Source organism: Pseudomonas sp. GW821-FHT01C01, assembly GCF_059422645.1.
This window is the reverse complement of the sequence record NZ_JBWKXF010000008.1, coordinates 33,678-52,234: the sequence shown is the minus strand read 5'-3', so window position 1 is coordinate 52,234 and position 18,557 is coordinate 33,678. Positions and strand designations below refer to the sequence as shown.

Annotated in this window: 16 protein-coding genes; 5 read left to right on the top strand and 11 right to left on the bottom strand. The window is 59.8% G+C overall.

What is annotated here, in order from left to right; all coding sequences use genetic code 11:
- The first annotated feature begins 33 nt into the window (after positions 1-33).
- The 3 genes from glpK to glpD all read left to right on the top strand — a co-directional run bounded on the left by glpK (position 34) and on the right by glpD (position 4,262).
- Positions 34-1,539 (top strand): glycerol kinase GlpK, encoded by a 1,506-nt coding sequence (gene glpK, locus AC07XF_RS07910; protein WP_495026060.1) that lies wholly within the window; start codon positions 34-36, stop codon positions 1,537-1,539.
- A 95-nt stretch (positions 1,540-1,634) separates the two neighbouring features.
- Positions 1,635-2,390: a DeoR/GlpR family transcriptional regulator gene (locus AC07XF_RS07905; RefSeq protein ID WP_007971301.1), complete on the top strand. Its 756-nt coding sequence runs from the start codon at positions 1,635-1,637 to the stop codon at positions 2,388-2,390.
- Positions 2,391-2,723: 333 nt separating this feature from the next.
- Positions 2,724-4,262 (top strand): glycerol-3-phosphate dehydrogenase, encoded by a 1,539-nt coding sequence (gene glpD / locus AC07XF_RS07900; RefSeq protein WP_495026059.1) that lies wholly within the window; start codon positions 2,724-2,726, stop codon positions 4,260-4,262.
- A 67-nt stretch (positions 4,263-4,329) separates the two neighbouring features.
- Here glpD and AC07XF_RS07895 read toward each other — a convergent pair whose 3' ends face one another.
- From AC07XF_RS07895 to AC07XF_RS07885, 3 genes are all read right to left on the bottom strand, one after another.
- Positions 4,330-5,436 carry an NADH:flavin oxidoreductase/NADH oxidase gene (locus tag AC07XF_RS07895; RefSeq protein ID WP_495026058.1) on the bottom strand — a complete coding sequence of 369 codons (1,107 nt, stop codon included), beginning with the start codon at positions 5,434-5,436 and terminating at the stop codon, positions 4,330-4,332.
- A gap of 268 nt (positions 5,437-5,704) precedes the next feature.
- Entirely contained in the window at positions 5,705-7,414 is a 1,710-nt protein-coding gene (recJ, locus tag AC07XF_RS07890) for a single-stranded-DNA-specific exonuclease RecJ (protein WP_495026057.1), read from the bottom strand.
- A gap of 66 nt (positions 7,415-7,480) precedes the next feature.
- Positions 7,481-8,023 carry a YaeQ family protein gene (locus AC07XF_RS07885; RefSeq protein WP_007971297.1) on the bottom strand — a complete coding sequence of 181 codons (543 nt, stop codon included), beginning with the start codon at positions 8,021-8,023 and terminating at the stop codon, positions 7,481-7,483.
- A gap of 147 nt (positions 8,024-8,170) precedes the next feature.
- Here AC07XF_RS07885 and AC07XF_RS07880 point away from each other — a divergent pair, with 147 nt between their 5' ends.
- Together AC07XF_RS07880 and AC07XF_RS07875 are read left to right on the top strand one after the other, a co-directional pair.
- Entirely contained in the window at positions 8,171-9,370 is a 1,200-nt protein-coding gene (locus AC07XF_RS07880; protein WP_495026056.1) for a CaiB/BaiF CoA transferase family protein, read from the top strand.
- Positions 9,324-10,280, top strand: coding sequence for a TIGR02285 family protein (locus AC07XF_RS07875; protein WP_495026055.1), 957 nt, complete (start codon positions 9,324-9,326; stop codon positions 10,278-10,280). The genes AC07XF_RS07880 and AC07XF_RS07875 overlap by 47 nt, the downstream gene beginning before the upstream one ends.
- A 170-nt stretch (positions 10,281-10,450) precedes the next feature.
- Here AC07XF_RS07875 and AC07XF_RS07870 read toward each other — a convergent pair whose 3' ends face one another.
- The 8 genes from AC07XF_RS07870 to trmD form a co-directional block, all read right to left on the bottom strand.
- The gene (locus AC07XF_RS07870) at positions 10,451-10,738 is read right to left on the bottom strand and encodes a DUF3509 domain-containing protein (RefSeq protein WP_495026054.1); all 288 of its coding nucleotides are present in this window, start codon (positions 10,736-10,738) and stop codon (positions 10,451-10,453) included.
- 160 nt (positions 10,739-10,898) lie between these two features.
- A complete protein-coding gene (locus tag AC07XF_RS07865) occupies positions 10,899-12,254 on the bottom strand; it encodes a transporter substrate-binding domain-containing protein (RefSeq protein ID WP_495026053.1) in 1,356 nt (451 codons plus the stop codon).
- A 119-nt stretch (positions 12,255-12,373) separates the two neighbouring features.
- The gene (gene thrC / locus AC07XF_RS07860; protein ID WP_007990037.1) at positions 12,374-13,783 is read right to left on the bottom strand and encodes a threonine synthase; all 1,410 of its coding nucleotides are present in this window, start codon (positions 13,781-13,783) and stop codon (positions 12,374-12,376) included.
- Positions 13,784-13,892: 109 nt separating this feature from the next.
- Positions 13,893-15,197 (bottom strand): homoserine dehydrogenase, encoded by a 1,305-nt coding sequence (locus AC07XF_RS07855; RefSeq protein WP_008018563.1) that lies wholly within the window; start codon positions 15,195-15,197, stop codon positions 13,893-13,895.
- A 133-nt stretch (positions 15,198-15,330) separates the two neighbouring features.
- Positions 15,331-16,062, bottom strand: coding sequence for a bifunctional protein-disulfide isomerase/oxidoreductase DsbC (gene dsbC / locus AC07XF_RS07850; protein ID WP_007990033.1), 732 nt, complete (start codon positions 16,060-16,062; stop codon positions 15,331-15,333).
- 305 nt (positions 16,063-16,367) lie between these two features.
- The gene (gene xerD / locus AC07XF_RS07845) at positions 16,368-17,264 is read right to left on the bottom strand and encodes a site-specific tyrosine recombinase XerD (RefSeq protein ID WP_495026052.1); all 897 of its coding nucleotides are present in this window, start codon (positions 17,262-17,264) and stop codon (positions 16,368-16,370) included.
- Positions 17,265-17,407: 143 nt separating this feature from the next.
- A complete protein-coding gene (rplS, locus tag AC07XF_RS07840) occupies positions 17,408-17,758 on the bottom strand; it encodes a 50S ribosomal protein L19 (protein ID WP_003175895.1) in 351 nt (116 codons plus the stop codon).
- 45 nt (positions 17,759-17,803) lie between these two features.
- Entirely contained in the window at positions 17,804-18,556 is a 753-nt protein-coding gene (gene trmD, locus AC07XF_RS07835; protein WP_077046481.1) for a tRNA (guanosine(37)-N1)-methyltransferase TrmD, read from the bottom strand.
- Between the last annotated feature and the right edge of the window lies 1 nt (position 18,557).

Sequence of the window (18,557 nt, the reverse complement as noted above, 5' to 3'; positions counted from 1 at the left end):
CCTCACTCCCTTATTTAGTCCAAGGCAATCGACATGACCGACACACAGAATAAGAACTACATCATTGCCCTCGATCAGGGTACGACCAGCTCCCGCGCGATCATTTTCGACCGCGACGCGAACGTGGTCTGCACCGCCCAACGGGAGTTCGCCCAGCATTACCCGCAAGCCGGCTGGGTCGAGCATGACCCGATGGAAATCTTCGCCACCCAAAGCGCCGTGATGGTCGAGGCCCTGGCACAAGCCGGCCTGCACCACGACCAGGTAGCCGCCATCGGTATCACCAACCAACGCGAAACCACCGTGGTGTGGGACAAGAACACCGGCCGCCCGATCTACAACGCCATCGTCTGGCAATGCCGACGCAGCACCGAGATCTGCCAGCAGCTCAAACGCGATGGTCACGAGCAATACATCAGCGAAACCACCGGCCTGGTCACTGACCCCTACTTCTCCGGTACCAAGCTCAAGTGGATCCTCGACAATGTCGAAGGCAGCCGCGAACGCGCGCGCAACGGCGAGCTGCTGTTCGGCACCGTCGACAGCTGGCTGATCTGGAAATTTACCGGCGGCAAGGTGCATGTCACCGATTACACCAACGCTTCGCGCACCATGCTTTTCAACATCCACACCCTGGAGTGGGACGCGAAGATGCTGGAAGTCCTCGACATCCCGCGCGAGATGCTCCCGGTAGTCAAGTCGTCGTCGGAAATCTACGGCCACACCAAAAGCGGCATCGCCATCGGCGGCATTGCCGGTGACCAGCAAGCCGCCCTGTTCGGCCAGATGTGCGTCGAACCAGGCCAGGCAAAAAACACCTACGGCACTGGCTGCTTCCTGCTGATGAATACCGGCGACAAGGCGGTTAAATCCCGGCACGGCATGCTCACCACCATCGCTTGCGGCCCGCGCGGTGAAGTGGCCTATGCGCTTGAAGGCGCGGTATTCAACGGCGGCTCCACCGTGCAATGGCTGCGTGATGAGCTGAAGATCATCAATGACGCCCACGACACCGAGTACTTCGCCAACAAGGTCAAGGACAGCAACGGCGTGTACCTGGTGCCGGCCTTCACCGGTCTCGGCGCACCGTACTGGGACCCGTATGCCCGTGGCGCGCTGTTTGGCCTGACCCGCGGCGTACGTGTGGATCACATCATTCGTGCCGCGCTGGAATCGATTGCCTACCAGACCCGCGACGTGCTGGACGCCATGCAGCAGGACTCCGGCGAACGCCTCAAGGCCCTGCGAGTGGATGGCGGCGCGGTGGCCAACAACTTCCTCATGCAGTTCCAGGCCGACATCCTCGGCACTCAGGTCGAACGCCCGCAAATGCGCGAAACCACTGCACTCGGCGCCGCTTACCTGGCAGGCCTGGCCTGTGGCTTCTGGGGCAGCCTGGAAGAACTGCGTGGCAAAGCGGTAATCGAACGCAAGTTCGAGCCGACGCTGGATGAAACCGCGAAGGAAAAGCTCTACGCCGGCTGGAAAAAAGCCGTCAGCCGCACCCGCAATTGGGCGGCTGAAGACGCGGCTGAATAGGCCAGGTCCCAGACTCGTATCTGGTTGTAACTGGTAGGGAGCGGATTCCTGCGGCATCATGGGCAAATTTTGCACGGCAGCCCAAAGGACGCCCCATGAATCTGCCTCCCCGTCAGCAGCAAATCCTCGAGCTGGTCCGCGAACGCGGCTATGTCAGTATCGAGGAAATGGCCACGCTGTTCGTTGTTACCCCGCAGACCATCCGCCGCGACATCAATCAGCTCGCGGAAGCCAATTTATTGCGTCGCTACCACGGTGGCGCCGCCTATGATTCCAGTGTCGAAAACACCGCCTACGCCATGCGCGCCGATCAGATGCGCGATGAAAAACAGCGTATCGGCGAAGCCATTGCTGCGCAGATTCCCGACCATGCCTCGTTGTTCATCAACATCGGCACCACGACCGAATCCATTGCCCGGGCCCTGCTCAATCACAGTCACCTGAAGATCATCACCAACAACCTGCATGTGGCTTCGATGCTCAGCGCCAAGGACGACTTCGACGTGCTGCTGACCGGCGGCAACGTGCGGCGCGACGGTGGCGTGGTCGGCCAGGCCAGTGTCGACTTCATCAATCAGTTCAAGGTCGATTTCGCTTTGGTCGGCATCAGCGGTATCGATGAGGACGGCAGCCTGCTGGATTTCGACTATCAGGAAGTGCGGGTATCCCAGGCGATCATCGCCAATGCCCGACAAGTGATCCTCGCAGCCGACTCCAGCAAGTTCGGGCGCAACGCCATGATTCGCCTGGGGCCGATCAGCCTGGTCGATTGCCTGGTCACCGATCAGCAGCCTTCGCCGGCGCTGGCGCAGCTGTTGAACCAGCACAAGGTTCGGCTGGAGGTTGTTTAACCCTTTCGAATGCAATGCTCCCCTGTGGCGAGGGAGCTTGCTCCCGCTCGGCGGCGAAGCCGTCGCCAACCCGACTGGCTCGATACACCTGACTGAACCTGGTTGACGGGTTTCAGGGCTGCTTCGCAGCCCAGCGGGAGCAAGCTCCCTCGCCACAAAAGCACTCCTGACATACATTCAAATGTTCGTAAATTTTCCTTTAACGGCCCTTCGATGAGTATTTTCAATCGAAGTTGACTGGCTGCGCACGTCTTTATGGGCTAGTATTTTCGCAAATGAACATTAATGTTCGAAATCAAATACAGAACATCAAAGAATTCCGAGGCCGAGCCGATGCCCACTTCCACCTTGCCTACGCCCCCTCTCGCCGAGGTTTACGATATCGCCGTCATCGGTGGCGGGATCAATGGCGTGGGGATCGCAGCGGATGCTGCCGGTCGCGGCCTATCGGTGTTCCTTTGTGAAAAGGATGACCTGGCCAGCCATACCTCGTCGGCCAGCAGCAAGCTGATTCACGGCGGCCTGCGCTACCTCGAACATTACGAATTCCGCCTGGTTCGTGAAGCCCTGGCCGAACGGGAAGTGCTGTTGGCCAAGGCGCCGCACATCGTCAAGCAAATGCGCTTCGTGCTGCCACACCGCCCGCACCTTCGCCCGGCGTGGATGATCCGCGCCGGATTGTTCCTCTATGACAACCTGGGCAAGCGCGAGCAACTGGAAGGTTCGAAGAGCCTGAAATTCGGTCCCGACAGCGCGCTCAAAAGCGAGATCACCAAGGGTTTCGAATACTCCGATTGCTGGGTCGACGACGCGCGCCTGGTGGTGTTGAACGCCATGGCCGCCCGAGAAAAGGGCGCCCACGTTCACACCCAGACCCGCTGCGTCAGCGCGCGTCGTAACAAAGGCCTGTGGCACCTGCATCTGGAACGTGCCGATGGCAGCCTGTTTTCGATCCGTGCCAAGGCATTGGTCAACGCGGCCGGGCCATGGGTCGCCAAGTTCATTCGTGATGACCTGAAGATGGAATCGCCTTACGGCATCCGCCTGATCCAGGGCAGCCACCTGATCGTGCCGAAGCTGTACGAAGGCGAACACGCGCACATCCTGCAAAACGAAGATCAGCGCATCGTGTTCACCATTCCCTACCTGAACCGCTTCACCCTGATCGGCACCACCGACCGCGAGTACACCGGCGATCCGGCGAAAGTGGCTATTACCGACGGCGAAACCGATTACCTGTTGAACGTGGTCAACGCCCACTTCAAAAAGCAAATCAGCCGCGACGACATCATCCATAGCTATTCCGGCGTGCGCCCGCTGTGCAACGACGAATCCGACAATCCGTCGGCCGTGACCCGCGATTACACCCTGGCGCTGTCGGGCTCTGGCGAAGAAGCTCCGTTGCTGTCCGTATTCGGCGGCAAGCTCACCACCTATCGCAAACTGGCCGAATCGGCGCTGGCGCAACTGGCACCGTACTTCAAGCACATCAAACCAAGCTGGACCGCCAACGCCACGCTGCCGGGCGGTGAAGACATGACCACCCCGCAAGCCTTGACCTCGCGTATCCGCGACAGATTCGACTGGGTACCGAGCGAGATCGCTCGCCGCTGGGCCACCACCTACGGCAGCCGTACCTGGCGCATGCTCGAAGGCGTACAGGACCTCAGCGATCTGGGCGAACACATCGGCGGCGGTCTCTACACCCGTGAAGTCGACTATCTGTGCAGCGAAGAATGGGCAACCAGCGCCCACGACATCCTCTGGCGTCGTAGCAAGCTCGGTTTGTTCACGACGGTGGCCGAACAGGAAAAGCTCAAGGACTACCTGAACAAGGTCGAACAGAACCGCAGCAAGATCGAAGCGGCCTGATCGATCACCTGAAAAAACAAAAGCCCCTGAATCTCACGATTCAGGGGCTTTTTCATATCGATGGACTTCAGTCGCGCAAATCCGATTCGTGAATCGGCTGCTCACGGTGGGTCGCCCGCTGATACTGCGCCGGCCACACGGCCTTGTGCCCGCCCAAGTCGTCATCTGCATGCAGCGCCCAGTACGGATCACGCAACAACTCACGGGCCAGGAAGATGACGTCGGCCTGACAGGTGCGCAGGATGTGCTCGGCCTGGGCCGGCTCGGTGATCATGCCAACCGTGCCGGTGGCCATGCCCGACTCCTTGCGCACACGTTCGGCGAAGCGGGTCTGATAACCAGGCCCAGTGGGAATCTCGGCATTCGCCGCCGTCCCGCCCGACGAGACATCGATCAGGTCCACACCCAGGTCTTTCAGGCGGCGCGCCAGCTCCACGGTTTCATCAGGGTTCCAACCATCTTCCACCCAGTCGGTGGCCGAGACCCGGACAAACACCGGCAACTCTTCAGGCCACACCGCACGCACCGCTTCGGTGACCTGCAGCACCAGCCGAATGCGATTTTCGAACGAACCGCCATATTGATCGCGACGCTGATTGCTCAACGGCGACAGGAACTGGTGCAGCAGGTAACCATGGGCCGCGTGCACTTCGACCACCTTGAAACCGGCAATCAGAGAGCGCTTTGCCGCATCGACAAACGCCTGGATCACCTTGGCGATCTCGCCGTCATCCAGCTGTCTGGGTTGCGTGTGCTGTGGGTCGAACGCAATCGGCGAAGGTCCGACCGGCACCCAGCCACCCTCATCGGGTTTGACGCTGCCATGTTTGCCGAGCCATGGCCGGTAGGTACTGGCCTTGCGCCCGGCATGGGCCAACTGAATGCCGGCAACGGCGCCCTGGGCGCTGATAAAGCGGGTGATGCGTTGCAGGGGTTCGATCTGTTCGTCATTCCACAGACCGAGGTCTTGAGCGGTGATACGCCCGTCGGCGGTGACCGCCGTGGCTTCGGTAAACACCAGCCCTGCCCCGCCGACAGCACGGCTGCCGAGGTGGACCAGGTGCCAGTCATTGGCCAGGCCATCGGCGCAAGAATACTGGCACATCGGCGATACCGCGATGCGGTTGGGCAGGGTCAATTGGCGAATGGTAAAGGGTTCAAGCAGCAGACTCATGGGGCACCTCTCGTATCAGTGGGCAGGCTCCAGGTTCTGTTTGAATAGTCGACGAGTGACAGGAAAAAGGTACAACACCCGCCCCCGCGGGCAAAAAAATTCGACAAGACGTCACAAGGCCAATCAAGCAGTGCTTAGAGCCTAGTCGACAACCGGGGATGAGGGAGGGTTCAGAGAGATTCGGTGTCAGGGAAATCGCCTTCGCTGGCAAGCCAGCTCCTACAGAGCGCGTGCAAAACCTGTAGGAGCTGGCTTGCCAGCGAAGAACTCAACGCGGTTCGATGTGGGCAATCATCAGCTGAACCGTCTCGTTGCCACGAAACTCGTTGAGGTCGAGTTTGTAGGCCAACTCCACCCATTTGATGGTCGGATTCGGCCAGATGTCGCGGTCGATCCCGAAGGCGATACCGTCGAGTTTCACCGAACCACACTCACTTTTCAGCACGACTTTAAGGTGCCGTTCGCCAACGACGCGCTGCTCGACCAACTGGAACACCCCATGAAACAACGGCTCCGGGAAGTGCTGCCCCCATGGGCCGGCATGCCGCAGGGCACGGGCCAGTTCCAGGTGAAACTCTTCCACCGCCAGGGTGCCGTCCGACAGCAGGCGGCCCGTCAGGTCTTCTTCGCGCAGTTGCCGGCGCACTTCAGCGTCAAAGGCTTCGGCGAACAAGGGGAAATTCGCTTCCGGAAGCGTCAGGCCGGCCGCCATTGCGTGGCCACCGTACTTGGTGATCAGATTCGGATGCTGCGCCGCCACCACACTCAAGGCGTCGCGGATGTGAAAGCCCTGGACCGAACGCCCCGAGCCTTTGAGCAGGCCATCTCCGGCATCGGCAAAGGCGATGGTCGGGCGGAAATAGCGCTCTTTCATCCGCGACGCGAGGATACCGATGACGCCCTGATGCCACTCGGGATCGAACAGGCACAAGCCGAACGGCATCGACTCCACCGGCAAATCCTTGAGCTGCGCCAGCGCTTCGCGCTGCATGCCTTGCTCGATGGATTTGCGGTCCTGGTTCATGCCATCCAGTTGCGCCGCCATTTCACGGGCCAGCCCCGCATCCTCGGTCAGCAGGCACTCGATGCCCAGGCTCATGTCATCCAGGCGCCCTGCCGCGTTCAGGCGCGGGCCGACAATGAAGCCCAGATCGGTGGAGGTGATGCGCGCATGATCGCGCTTGGCCACTTCGAGGATCGCCTTGATCCCCGGCCGGGCACGTCCGGCGCGAATCCGCTCAAGGCCCTGATGCACCAGAATCCGGTTGTTGGCATCCAGCGGCACCACGTCGGCCACGCTGCCCAGGGCCACCAGATCGAGCAGTTCGCCGATATTCGGCTGCGGCTTGCTCACATACCAGCCGAGTTCACGCAATCGCGCGCGCAGGGCCATCAGCACATAGAAAATCACCCCGACACCGGCCAGTGCCTTGCTCGGGAACTCGCAACCCGGCTGGTTTGGATTGACGATGGCGTCAGCCAATGGCAGTTCGTCGCCGGGCAAGTGGTGATCGGTAACCAGCACCTTGAGCCCGGCCTTTTTCGCCGCGACCACGCCGTCGACACTGGAGATGCCGTTATCCACGGTGATCAGCAAATGAGGCTGACGCTCCAGCGCGACCGCAACGATTTCCGGTGTCAGCCCGTACCCGTAGTCGAATCGGTTGGGCACCAGATAATCGACATGTGCCGCACCCAACAGGCGCAAACCCAAGGTGCCCACGGTGCTGGCCGTCGCACCGTCGGCGTCGAAGTCGCCGACGATCAGAATGCGCTGACGCTGTTCGAGTGCCGTGACCAGCAGGTCCACGGCGGCATCGATACCCTTGAGTTGCTGGAACGGAATCAACCGCGCCAGGCTCTTGTCCAGTTCCGCCTCGGATTGCACGCCCCGCGCCGCGTACAGGCGGGTCAGCAGCGGCGGAATATCACCGAGGAATGGCAGGGTGTCGGGCAGCAGGCGAGGTTCGATGCGCATGGGGTGACAGGGGCTTCTCTTGAATACGTAGGATAAAACCGGGTGACGCGCCAGAGCGGCGAAAAATCAGCCGCGCTCACCGGCCAGCCACTGCAACTGGACTTCGTGCTGACCACGGTCGTCGGTGACGAAGATCGTCCCTTCGCTGATCATCACGTCCCACTTGATGACGCGCGGCATGTCCTTGGCCAGGGTTTCCAGGACTTCCTGAGGCACGGCAGCGATGTTGACGTTCTTCAGGTTTTTCACTGCCGGCACCACTTTGCCTTCCCACACGCGCAGGCTGCCATAGGCCAGCAGGCTGGTGCGCTCAGTGCGGCGCGAACACCAGGTCAGGCGCTCGGCGTCGGGCTGGCCGACTTCGATCCAGTGCAGGACACGGTCATCCAGGCTTTTTTCCCACAAGGCCGGCTCATCCACTTCCGACAGACCACGGCCGAACGACAGCTGCTCGTTGTACCAAAGGGCGTAGGCCAGCAGGCGTACGGTCATGCGCTCTTCGGTTTCCGAAGGGTGACGGGCGATGGTCTGCTTCACGCTCTCATAGACGCTGCGGTCGAGGTCAGTGAGGTTCAGTTCAAACTTGTAGGTCGTGGACGGCTGGGCCATGAACGGGCTTCTTGATACGAGGAAAGGCGGCAAGTCTAACCGATGCGACGGGCAATCCACGAATTGAAGGTGATCAACCTGAAGCGCCTGACAGTCGGCTATGTTAAAACGCTCTATTCGCCCATCCCTTGTCCAGCAGGATCCCGCATGCCGATCACCGCCAAACCGCTTTCCGGTCTGAAAGTCATTGAATTGGGCACCTTGATTGCCGGCCCGTTTGCCTCGCGCATTTGCGCGGAATTCGGTGCCGACGTGATCAAGATCGAATCCCCGGACGGCGGTGATCCATTGCGCAAATGGCGCAAGTTGTATGAAGGCACTTCGTTGTGGTGGTTCGTCCAGGCGCGTAATAAAAAGTCCCTGACCCTCAATCTCAAGCACCCCGACGGTCAGGCGATCCTGAAACAGCTGCTGGGTGAAGCAGACATTCTGATTGAAAACTTCCGTCCCGGCGTCCTGGAAAAACTCGGCCTGGGCTGGGATGTCTTGCACGCCTTGAACCCGAAACTGGTCATGGTGCGGCTGTCGGGTTTCGGCCAGACCGGCCCGATGAAAGATCAGCCCGGCTTTGGTGCGGTCGGTGAATCCATGGGGGGCCTGCGCTACATCACCGGCTTCGAAGACCGGCCACCGGTGCGTACCGGCATTTCCATCGGCGACTCGATTGCCGCGCTCTGGGGCGTGATCGGCGCGTTGATGGCCCTGCGTCATCGCGAGGTCAACGGCGGCCAGGGGCAAGTGGTGGACGTGGCGCTGTACGAAGCCATCTTCGCAATGATGGAAAGCATGGTCCCGGAGTTCGACGTGTTCGGCTTCATCCGCGAACGCACGGGCAATATCATGCCCGGCATCACCCCGTCCTCGATCCACACCAGTGCTGATGGCAAGCACGTGCAGATCGGCGCCAATGGCGACGCGATTTTCAAACGCTTCATGCTGATCATTGGACGGGAAGACCTGGCCAACGACCCTCTGCTTGCCAGCAACGATGGCCGCGATGCCCGACGCGACGAGATTTATGGCGTCATCGATCGCTGGGTCAACTCGTTGCCGCTGGACACGGTGCTGGCGCAACTGAATCAGGCCGAGGTGCCGGCCAGCCGGATCTTCAGCGCCGAAGACATGTTCAATGACCCTCAGTACCTGGCGCGAGAAATGTTCCTGCAAGCCAAGCTGCCGGATGGCAAAGACTTCAAGATGCCGGGCATTGTGCCGAAACTCTCAGAGACCCCCGGTGAATGTGAATGGGTCGGGCCACAACTGGGAGAGCACAACGCACAGGTACTCCAGGAACTTGGCTATGACGCGTCGCAGATCGCACAGTTGCGCAAAGACGGAGCCATCTGAACCGAGGCGCCTGCCTCGACGCTGCCCGTCGCGCGGCGGGTGGCTGCTGTGCGCGCTGGCGACTTTGTTTCTGCTCCTTGAACCTGTCTCGTCAGCCCTGGCGCAAACCAGGGAAAACCTGATCTGGCTCAAGCGCGACCTGCCGCCGCTGACGATTTTCGACGGGCCGAAAAAGGGCCAGGGCGTCATCGATCAACTGCTTCCACTGTTGATTGCCGGTATGCCGCAATACCAACACAGCGTGATGAGGGTCAATCGCGCACGTGGACTGCAAATGCTCCACGAACCGTCCCTCGTCTGCGACGCGGCGCTGAACTGGAGCAAGGAACGGGAACAGTGGATCGCCTTTTCCATTCCGGTCTTCCGCGCCATGAGCAATGGCCTGGCCGTGCGGCGCGTTGACCAGAACGTGCTGGCACCGTTTATCAAGGACGGCGAAGTGGACCTGGCAGCGCTGCTCGCCAGCGGCAGCGAAAAACTGGGGATTGTTGCCGAGCGCAATTACGGCGAATACCTCGACGGGCTGCTCAAGCAAGCACCAGCCGACACCCTGACCGCTCATTACGGCAACGATGCCTTGGGCAGCCTGCTGCAAATGCAGCGCCTGGGACGCTTGCGCCTGCTGCTGGGCTATCGCCCGGAAATTCGCTACCAGGCCTCGCTGCAAGGCATCGCCGAGGATGAATTGCAGTTCTATCCGATTCGCGGCACGGGCAAATACCTGTCCGGTTACATCGGTTGCACCAACACGCCAAAGGGCCGGCAGGCCATCGTCGAGATCAACCAGGTGCTGCGCGCCCTTCCCCGCGAGCACCTCGACGAGGCCTACGCCGCCTGGCTGGATCCGCAAAGCCGCAGTGATTACCTGAAAGACACCAAGACGTTTTTCGACAATCTGGCGCAGCCATGACAAATCCCGGGCAAAAAGAAACCCCGGGAAGTGGGGAGACGACCCGGGGTTAAACGTGGCCTGCTTGAAGACCAGTAGCAGCAAGCTACAAGCACCGGAGCACAATGCTTGATCCTGCTGTTAAAAAGTCTGACTGACCTCGGCGTGGGAAGGTTCCCACAAAAATCCGTTCAATTGCGGCTGGCCAGAAGCTTGTCCTGGGCAGCATTACGCAATGCCGCGATGACACAAGGCTCCAGGCGTCCTTCAGCGATCAGCACGTCGCGATGCAAACCGTCGACCACATCCGTCAACAGACGTTTGTCATTCAACTGGGCCTGATTGAACTCGCGCTCGACCACGGTCGCGCCGATAGCATTCGTCAGGGTCACCCGCCATTCGCCACGAATACCTGACGGGGTCAATGTGACCTGATACGGGCTCAGCGCCTCACCGAGCAACAGACTGATACTTTCCATCCCGATCACCACTCAATAGTCCGAAACAACGTGCCTGGGGCATGCCTACAACAGATGACCGCTGGCCCGAGAAGAAAGTTCTGGATACTGACAGCAGGCGAACCTGCCGCTCAGTCAAGAGAGCATGCACGGCGAACATGACAGAGAAAAAACGCAACCCTCACGCTTGTCGGGTACGCCGGGCGATATCGGCCCAGCCCCCCAACAATCCTCGTAGCTGACCATCCGCCGTGTAAAACGGCACTGTCCACTGGTAGATATCCCTGACACCATCCTTGAACACCAATTGACGCTCGAAGAAGCGCGTCCTGCGCGTACTCAACTGCGCCATGAACTCGGCATGCAGCAGTTCCGCGGTTTGTCTGGGCATGACATCGACCTCGATCAACTGCCGCCCCTGCATCCGGTCAAAACGCGTCGACAAGGCGTCCTCATAACTTTTGTTGCACATGATCAAACGCCCTTGCAGATCACGGACAAACATCGGGTCAGGCATGGCATCCATCAGGGCATGCTGGAATGCGAGCTGATCGCGCAGACTTCTTTGGGCCTCGACCCGTTGCCTGACCACCACCGCCAACCGCCGGTTCCAGAGCAGGGACAACAGGCCGAACAGGCTGAGCACAAACATGCCCCAGCAGAACCACTGGTCAATCCGCTGCCAGAAGCCATGCGCCTGTGGCGTGCTGGTGCCTCCGAGCCACTTCAGGCGAATCGCGCGCAGCTCCTGCTCAGAAAACGCCTCAAGGGCCTTGTTGAGGATGCTCAGCAACTGCGGCTGGCCTTTGCGCACTGCCAGATAATCCGCATCCCATTTACCCGGCACCACAGCCCCGAGCTGTAGCCGGCCCGACGGAAACAGCTGGGCGCCGATTTCGTTTTCGATGGTGGCGTAGGCTTCGCCGCTTTCAACCCAGGCACGGGCTTCGGCGTAGGTTTTAACCGAGCGCAATTCGATAGACGGATAATCGCGACGTATCACCGCTTCCAGTGCATGCCGGGTCGGCAGCACCAGCACCCGTTTCGCCAGGTCCTCCAGCGACTGCACCGGCGGCGCCCCCGCCTGCCCGACAAAGACCCAGCCTGCACCGCCGAACGCATGGCTGAAATCGAGAAGCGCCCTGCGTTCTTCATTCATCGAAAGCGTGGTACTTAAATCCGCCGTGCCGCTTTCCAGATGTGCGAGCATCTGATCGGTGGAAAAAGACTCCTCGTAAACGAACTGCAAGCCCGTCATGTCACTGATGCGCTTGAGCAGATCGCTGTTCAGGCCCGTCCAATGGCCATGTTCATCCTTGAACAGGTACAACGGATATTCCAGCGCCGTGACAACGACCCGTGGATGGTAGGCCATCCACCGCAACTCCTGATCATCCAGCACAACCGTTGAACGGGCGACAGACATCCCGCGCTCCTGAATCGTCGGAGGGCTCGCTCCTCCCCATTGGGCGATGCCCATGATGCCGAGCAAAAACAGCCAGCGCATCGCCGGCTTGAACACACTTGAAAACAGCATTCCCACGTCCTTGGTGATTCACTCGCCCGTCCTTTCGCGGCGATAACACGACAAGTGTGCATGCAGAAATGAAAAAGCCCGTCAGGAGACGGGCTTCAAAATGTGACAGCTCTGAGCGGTTACAGCGGCTTGCCGCGGTTGCCATGCTGACTGACAAAGGCTTGCACGGCCTTCAAGTCATTTGGCAATACGGTGCAACGCTCGTCTCGTTCAAACAAATCAGAAAGATGTGCAGGCAGTTCGAGAGCTTTTCCTACACCGGCTTTTTCCACGGCGTCCGGGAATTTGACCGGGTGGGCGGTACCCAGAATCACCATTGGAATGTCCAGGCTGCGGCGGCATTCCCGCGCAGCTTTCACGCCGATGGCAGTGTGCGGATCCAGCACTTCACCGGTCTGCTCGTAGACCTCAGCGATGGTTTCGCAGGTTTGTGCGTCATCCACAGCCAGCGAGTCGAACAGCTTGCGGGCTTCGGTCCAGCGCTCTTGCTCTACGCTGAAACCGCCGCCCTGCTTGAACGAATCCATCAGCCCGGCGATTGCCGCGCCGTTGCGACCATGCAGGTCGAACAGCAGACGTTCGAAGTTCGACGACACCATGATGTCCATGGACGGCGACAGCGTCGCGTGCAGGGTTTCCTTGACGTACTGGTTGCCGCTCATGAAGCGGTGCAGGATGTCGTTGCGGTTGGTGGCGACGATCAACTGATTGATCGGCAGGCCCATGTTGCGCGCCAGGTAACCGGCGAAAATGTCGCCGAAGTTGCCGGTCGGCACCGAGAACGACACCGAACGCGCCGGGCCGCCCAGTTGCAGGGCCGCGTGGAAGTAGTAAACGATCTGGGCCATGATCCGCGCCCAGTTGATCGAGTTCACGGCGACCAGGCGCGTGCCCTTGAGGAAGCCCTGGTCGGCAAAGCTGGCCTTGACCATTTCCTGGCAGTCATCGAAGTTACCTTCGATGGCAATGTTGTGGATGTTCTCACCGAAGATGGTGGTCATCTGCCGACGCTGCACTTCGGACACACGGTTGTGCGGGTGCAGGATGAAGATATCGACGTTTTCGCAGTGCTTGCAGCCTTCGATGGCGGCCGAACCGGTGTCACCGGAGGTGGCACCGACGATCACCACGCGCTCGCCGCGCTTTTCCAGCACGTAGTCGAGCAGGCGACCGAGCAATTGCAGGGCGAAGTCCTTGAACGCCAGGGTCGGGCCGTGGAACAGCTCCAGCACCCATTCGTTGCCGTTCAGCTGACGCAACGGCGCAACGGCGCTGTGGGCAAACACGCCGTAGGTTTCTTCGAGGATTTTCTTGAAATCAGCGTCTGGAATGCTGCCGGTGACAAACGGGCGCATAACGCGGAAAGCCAGCTCGTGATACGGCAGGCCGGCCCAGGAAGCGATTTCCTCCTGGGTGAAACGTGGCAGGTTTTCCGGGACGTACAGACCGCCGTCGGTGGCAAGGCCTGCCAGCAGGACGTCTTCGAAATTCAGGGCCGGTGCCTGGCCGCGGGTACTGATGTAGCGCATAAGGGCAAACCTTCGGTTTTGGCTTCAAGCTTCAAGCTACAAGCTGCAAGTAAAAGCCTATCTGCCTTTGACTTGCCGCTTGAAGCTTGCAGCTTGCCGCTGCTTTTAATTAATTCAGATGCTCGACGCGAATCCGGACTACCGGTCCAACCACGCCCTGGAGCGCCTCCAGTGCCTGAATGGCATCGTTGATGTGCTGCTCCAGCACACGATGGGTCAGCAGGATCATCGGCACCAGGCCGTCATGTTCCTCGGCCTCCTTCTGCATGATCGACTCAATGTTGATGCCGCGCTCCGACAGGATGCTCGCGACCTGAGCCAATACGCCCGGATGGTCCTTGGCCTGAATACGCAGGTAGTAGGCACTTTCGCAGGCTTCGATCGGCAGGATCGGGTGAGCCGACAGCGAATCCGGCTGGAACGCCAGGTGCGGTACGCGGTTTTCCGGGTCGGAAGTCATGGCGCGGACCACATCCACCAGGTCGGCGATCACCGACGAGGCGGTCGGCTCCATACCGGCACCGGCACCGTAGAATAGAGTCGAACCGGCAGCATCGCCGTTAACCATCACTGCGTTCATCACGCCGTTGACGTTGGCGATCAGGCGGTCGGCCGGGATCAGCGTCGGGTGCACGCGCAGTTCAATACCGGCCGCGGTGCTGCGCGCCACGCCCAGGTGCTTGATGCGGTAGCCCAGCGCTTCGGCGTAGTTCACGTCGGCCGTCGTCAGCTTGGTGATGCCTTCGGTATAAGCCTTGTCGAACTGCAGCGGGATGCCGAATGCGATGGACGCCAGGATCGTCAGCTTGTGAGCGGCGTCGATCCCCTCAACGTCGAAGGTCGGGTCGGCTTCGGCGTAACCCAGAGCCTGGGCTTCGGCCAACACGTCTTCGAAGGTGCGACCCTTCTCACGCATTTCCGTCAGGATGAAGTTGCCGGTGCCGTTGATGATCCCGGCCACCCAGTTGATGCGGTTGGCGGACAGACCCTCGCGGATCGCCTTGATCACCGGAATGCCACCGGCCACCGCCGCTTCAAATGCAACGATCACGCCTTTCTCGCGTGCCTTGGCGAAAATTTCATTACCGTGAACAGCAATAAGCGCCTTGTTCGCGGTGACCACATGCTTGCCATTCTCGATGGCCTTGAGTACCAGCTCGCGGGCAACGGTGTAGCCGCCCATCAGCTCTATAACGATGTCGATCTCAGGGTTCGTGGCCACTTCGAAGACATCGTTGGTAATCGCAATACCGGTCGTTTGGAACTGAGGCTTTGGCGTGCGCATGGCAATTTGTGCCACTTCGATCCCACGCCCGGCACGACGAGCAATTTCCTCGGCGTTGCGCTGAAGTACGTTGAAGGTACCGCCACCGACGGTTCCTAACCCACAGATGCCTACTTTGACCGGTTTCACTGTGAACTCCCCATAAAACGGCCGACTCAAGGCCGGCCGTGAAAACAACCGCATGTTCGCGGTTCTCTATTGATGGCCCGGCGAGTGTCGCTACCGGACCATGATCGTCAAGGCTTGCCGTGACGATGCGAATTTACTTCGCGCCCAGCGCCAGTTTGGCGACTTGTGGCGCAGGCTGGTAGCCCGGAATGACCTGACCGTCGGCCAAAACGATGGCCGGTGTGCCGTTCACGCCAATCGACTGGCCGAGAGCGAATTGCTTGGAAACCGGGTTATCGCACTTGGCGGCCTTGATTTCCTTGCCGTCGACCATTTTGTCCATGGCCGCTTTCTTGTCTTTCGAGCACCACACCGCTTGCAGCTGCTCGTCACCCGGCGAACCCAGGCCCTGACGCGGGAACGCCACGTAACGCACTTCGATGCCGCGCTTGTTCAGCTCGGGCACTTCAGCGTGCAGCTTGTGGCAATACGGGCAGGTGGTGTCGGTGAATACAGTGATATGCGACTTGGTTTCGCCAATGGCCGGGTACACCACGGTTTCAGCGACCGGGATGTCGTTGATCAATTTGGAGATGCCCAGGCGCTCGGTCTTCTCGGTCAGGTTGACCGGCTTGCCGTCCTTGAGATCGAACAGGTAGCCCTGAACCACGTACTGGCCGTCGGCACTGGCGTACAGCACACGGCTGCCTTTGAGCTTGACTTCGTACAGGCCTGGCAACGGGCTGGCAGTGATGCTTTCCACCGGGACTTCGAGCTGGAGGTTTTCCAGGCTTTTACGAATGGCTTTGTCGGCCGCGTCATCGGCGACGGCAAAGGTGCTGACCAACGCAATGGCTGCGGCGGCGAAAATCTGGGTCAGACGCATGAGAACTCCTGAAGGCGAACATATGGGACGATCAGAACGCCCGTGCCAAAACACCGGGTCATAACCGCCCATCGTGCAAACCGACCAAGCCTATCACATAAGGTCCGTGTGGCCGAATGCGCCTGATGCACGACATTTCGCTCACGTTGCACGACGCATTTATGTAGCAGCTGGCGAAGCCTGCGTCCGGCTGCGCAGCAGTCGTAAGATCAGGCACTGAGGTACATCAGTTAAACCGAGAACTCAGGGTTTACGACTGCTTCGCAGCCGGACGCAGGTTTCGCCAGCTGCTACACAGTCCCGTGCTAACCGCGCGGGTGGTGTTTGGCGTGCAGGTCCTGCAAGCGTGCGCGGGCGACGTGTGTGTAGATCTGGGTCGTCGACAGATCGCTGTGCCCCAGCAGCATCTGCACCACCCGCAGGTCTGCGCCGTGGTTGAGCAGGTGCGTGGCGAAGGCATGGCGCAACGTGTGCGGTGAGAGCGACTTGCCGATCCCGGCCACCTTGGCCTGATGCTTGATCCGATGCCAGAAGGTCTGCCGGGTCATCTGCTCGCCGCGCTGGCTGGGAAACAGCACATCGCTGGGACGCCCGCCAAGCAGCTCACCACGCCCATCGCGCATATAGCGCTCGACCCAGACAATCGCCTCCTCGCCCATTGGCACCAGCCGCTCCTTGCTGCCCTTGCCCATCACGCGCAACACGCCTTGACGCAAATTGACTTGTTCAAGGGTGAGGCTGATCAGCTCGGTCACCCGCAAGCCACAGGCATACAACACTTCAAGCATGGCCCGGTCGCGCTGACCGATGGCTTCACTCAAATCCGGCGCCGCCAGCAGCGCTTCAACATCGGCCTCCGACAAGGATTTCGGTAACGGCCTGCCGAGCTGCGGCATATCGATCCGTAACGTTGGATCAACGGCGATCAACTTTTCCCGCAGCAAATAACGATAGAAGCCACGTACACCGGAAAGAAATCGTGCGGTTGAGCGGGGTTTGTAGTTTTGCTCCAGACGCCAGGCCAGGTGGTCGAGAATCAACTCGCGCCCTGCATTGACCAGCTCCAGGCCTTTCTCCTGCAACCAGCCGTTGAACAGCGCCAGGTCGCTGCGATAGGCATCGCGGGTGTTATCGGAGAGGCCCTTCTCCAGCCAGAGAGCGTCGAGAAATTGGTCTATCAGGGGATGATCGATGGCGGGCATAAAGACTCAGGCAAGACGATTACGACTGGAAAGTGGCCAACAGTCTTTCATAGCCCGCGCGCCCGCGGAACCATTGCACGCATAAATCGCAGGCAACAAAAAAGCAGCCCGTAGGCTGCTTTTTTCTGCATCGGAAGCTGGACTTAAGCCAGTTTTTCCTTGATGCGAGCTGCTTTACCCGACAGGTCACGCAGGTAGTACAGCTTGGCTTTACGTACGTCACCGCGACGCTTGACAGCCATGCTGTCGATTTGCGGGGAGTAGGTCTGGAAAGTACGCTCTACGCCAACACCGTTGGAGATTTTACGAACGGTGAATGCACTGTTTACGCCGCGGTTACGCTTGGCGATAACAACACCTTCGAACGCTTGCAGACGCGAACGGTCGCCTTCCTTTACTTTCACCTGAACGACAATGGTGTCGCCCGGGGCAAAGGTAGGGATCTCTTTGGTCATCTGCTCTGCTTCGAGTGCAAGGATGATTTTGTTAGTCATGCTGTGCTCCTAAGGTAAATCGTCTGATCTACCATCGATACGTTGTTAACTATCGTCCCGCTCGCGGATGTATTCCTCGAGCAGCTTCTTCTCTTCTCCAGAAAGCGAGCGGCTTTCCAGAAGATCGGCGCGTCGTTCATAGGTCCGACCAAGGGACTGCTGTAAACGCCAACGCCGGATGTGCGCGTGATTGCCACTTAGCAATACGTCGGGAACACGCTGATCCGCATACACCTCCGGTCGGGTGTAGTGCGGGCAATCCAGCAAACCATCCGTAAAGGAATCTTCCTCGGCGGAGTCCGCATGCCCTAAAGCTCCAGGCAGCAGTCGTGTAACCGCATCGATCAGGACCATCGCCGGCAGCTCGCCGCCAGACAGTACATAGTCGCCAATCGACCACTCTTCATCGACATGAGCATCTATAAAACGCTCGTCAATGCCTTCATAGCGGCCGGCAATCAGGATCAATGCATCCAGATTCGCCAACTCGCGTACCGCCGACTGAGTCAGTTGACGGCCTTGGGGGGACAGGTAAATTACCTTCGCTCCCTCCCCGGCGGCTGCCTTGGCCTGAACCAGAGCGTCTTCCAGGGGCTTGATCTTCATCACCATGCCCGGACCACCGCCAAACGGGCGATCGTCCACAGTGTGATGTCGATCCGTCGTGTAGTCTCGCGGATTCCAACAGGTGAGCTGCAAGAGCCCCTGTTTCACCGCACGACTGGTGATGCCGTACTCGCTGATGGCAGAGAACATCTCGGGAAACAGACTGATCACTTCTACGCGCAAGTTAGCCACG

What these genes read in the sequence shown, in the direction of transcription:
- glpK (WP_495026060.1), top strand. Translation starts at nt 34, where the DNA reads ATGACCGACACACAGAATAAGAACTACATCATTGCCCTCGATCAGGGT.
- AC07XF_RS07905 (WP_007971301.1), top strand. Translation starts at nt 1,635, where the DNA reads ATGAATCTGCCTCCCCGTCAGCAGCAAATCCTCGAGCTGGTCCGCGAA.
- glpD (WP_495026059.1), top strand. Translation starts at nt 2,724, where the DNA reads ATGCCCACTTCCACCTTGCCTACGCCCCCTCTCGCCGAGGTTTACGAT.
- AC07XF_RS07895 (WP_495026058.1), bottom strand. Translation starts at nt 5,436, where the DNA reads ATGAGTCTGCTGCTTGAACCCTTTACCATTCGCCAATTGACCCTGCCC.
- recJ (WP_495026057.1), bottom strand. Translation starts at nt 7,414, where the DNA reads ATGCGCATCGAACCTCGCCTGCTGCCCGACACCCTGCCATTCCTCGGT.
- AC07XF_RS07885 (WP_007971297.1), bottom strand. Translation starts at nt 8,023, where the DNA reads ATGGCCCAGCCGTCCACGACCTACAAGTTTGAACTGAACCTCACTGAC.
- AC07XF_RS07880 (WP_495026056.1), top strand. Translation starts at nt 8,171, where the DNA reads ATGCCGATCACCGCCAAACCGCTTTCCGGTCTGAAAGTCATTGAATTG.
- AC07XF_RS07875 (WP_495026055.1), top strand. Translation starts at nt 9,324, where the DNA reads ATGACGCGTCGCAGATCGCACAGTTGCGCAAAGACGGAGCCATCTGAA.
- AC07XF_RS07870 (WP_495026054.1), bottom strand. Translation starts at nt 10,738, where the DNA reads ATGGAAAGTATCAGTCTGTTGCTCGGTGAGGCGCTGAGCCCGTATCAG.
- AC07XF_RS07865 (WP_495026053.1), bottom strand. Translation starts at nt 12,254, where the DNA reads ATGCTGTTTTCAAGTGTGTTCAAGCCGGCGATGCGCTGGCTGTTTTTG.
- thrC (WP_007990037.1), bottom strand. Translation starts at nt 13,783, where the DNA reads ATGCGCTACATCAGTACCCGCGGCCAGGCACCGGCCCTGAATTTCGAA.
- dsbC (WP_007990033.1), bottom strand. Translation starts at nt 16,062, where the DNA reads ATGCGTCTGACCCAGATTTTCGCCGCCGCAGCCATTGCGTTGGTCAGC.
- xerD (WP_495026052.1), bottom strand. Translation starts at nt 17,264, where the DNA reads ATGCCCGCCATCGATCATCCCCTGATAGACCAATTTCTCGACGCTCTC.
- rplS (WP_003175895.1), bottom strand. Translation starts at nt 17,758, where the DNA reads ATGACTAACAAAATCATCCTTGCACTCGAAGCAGAGCAGATGACCAAA.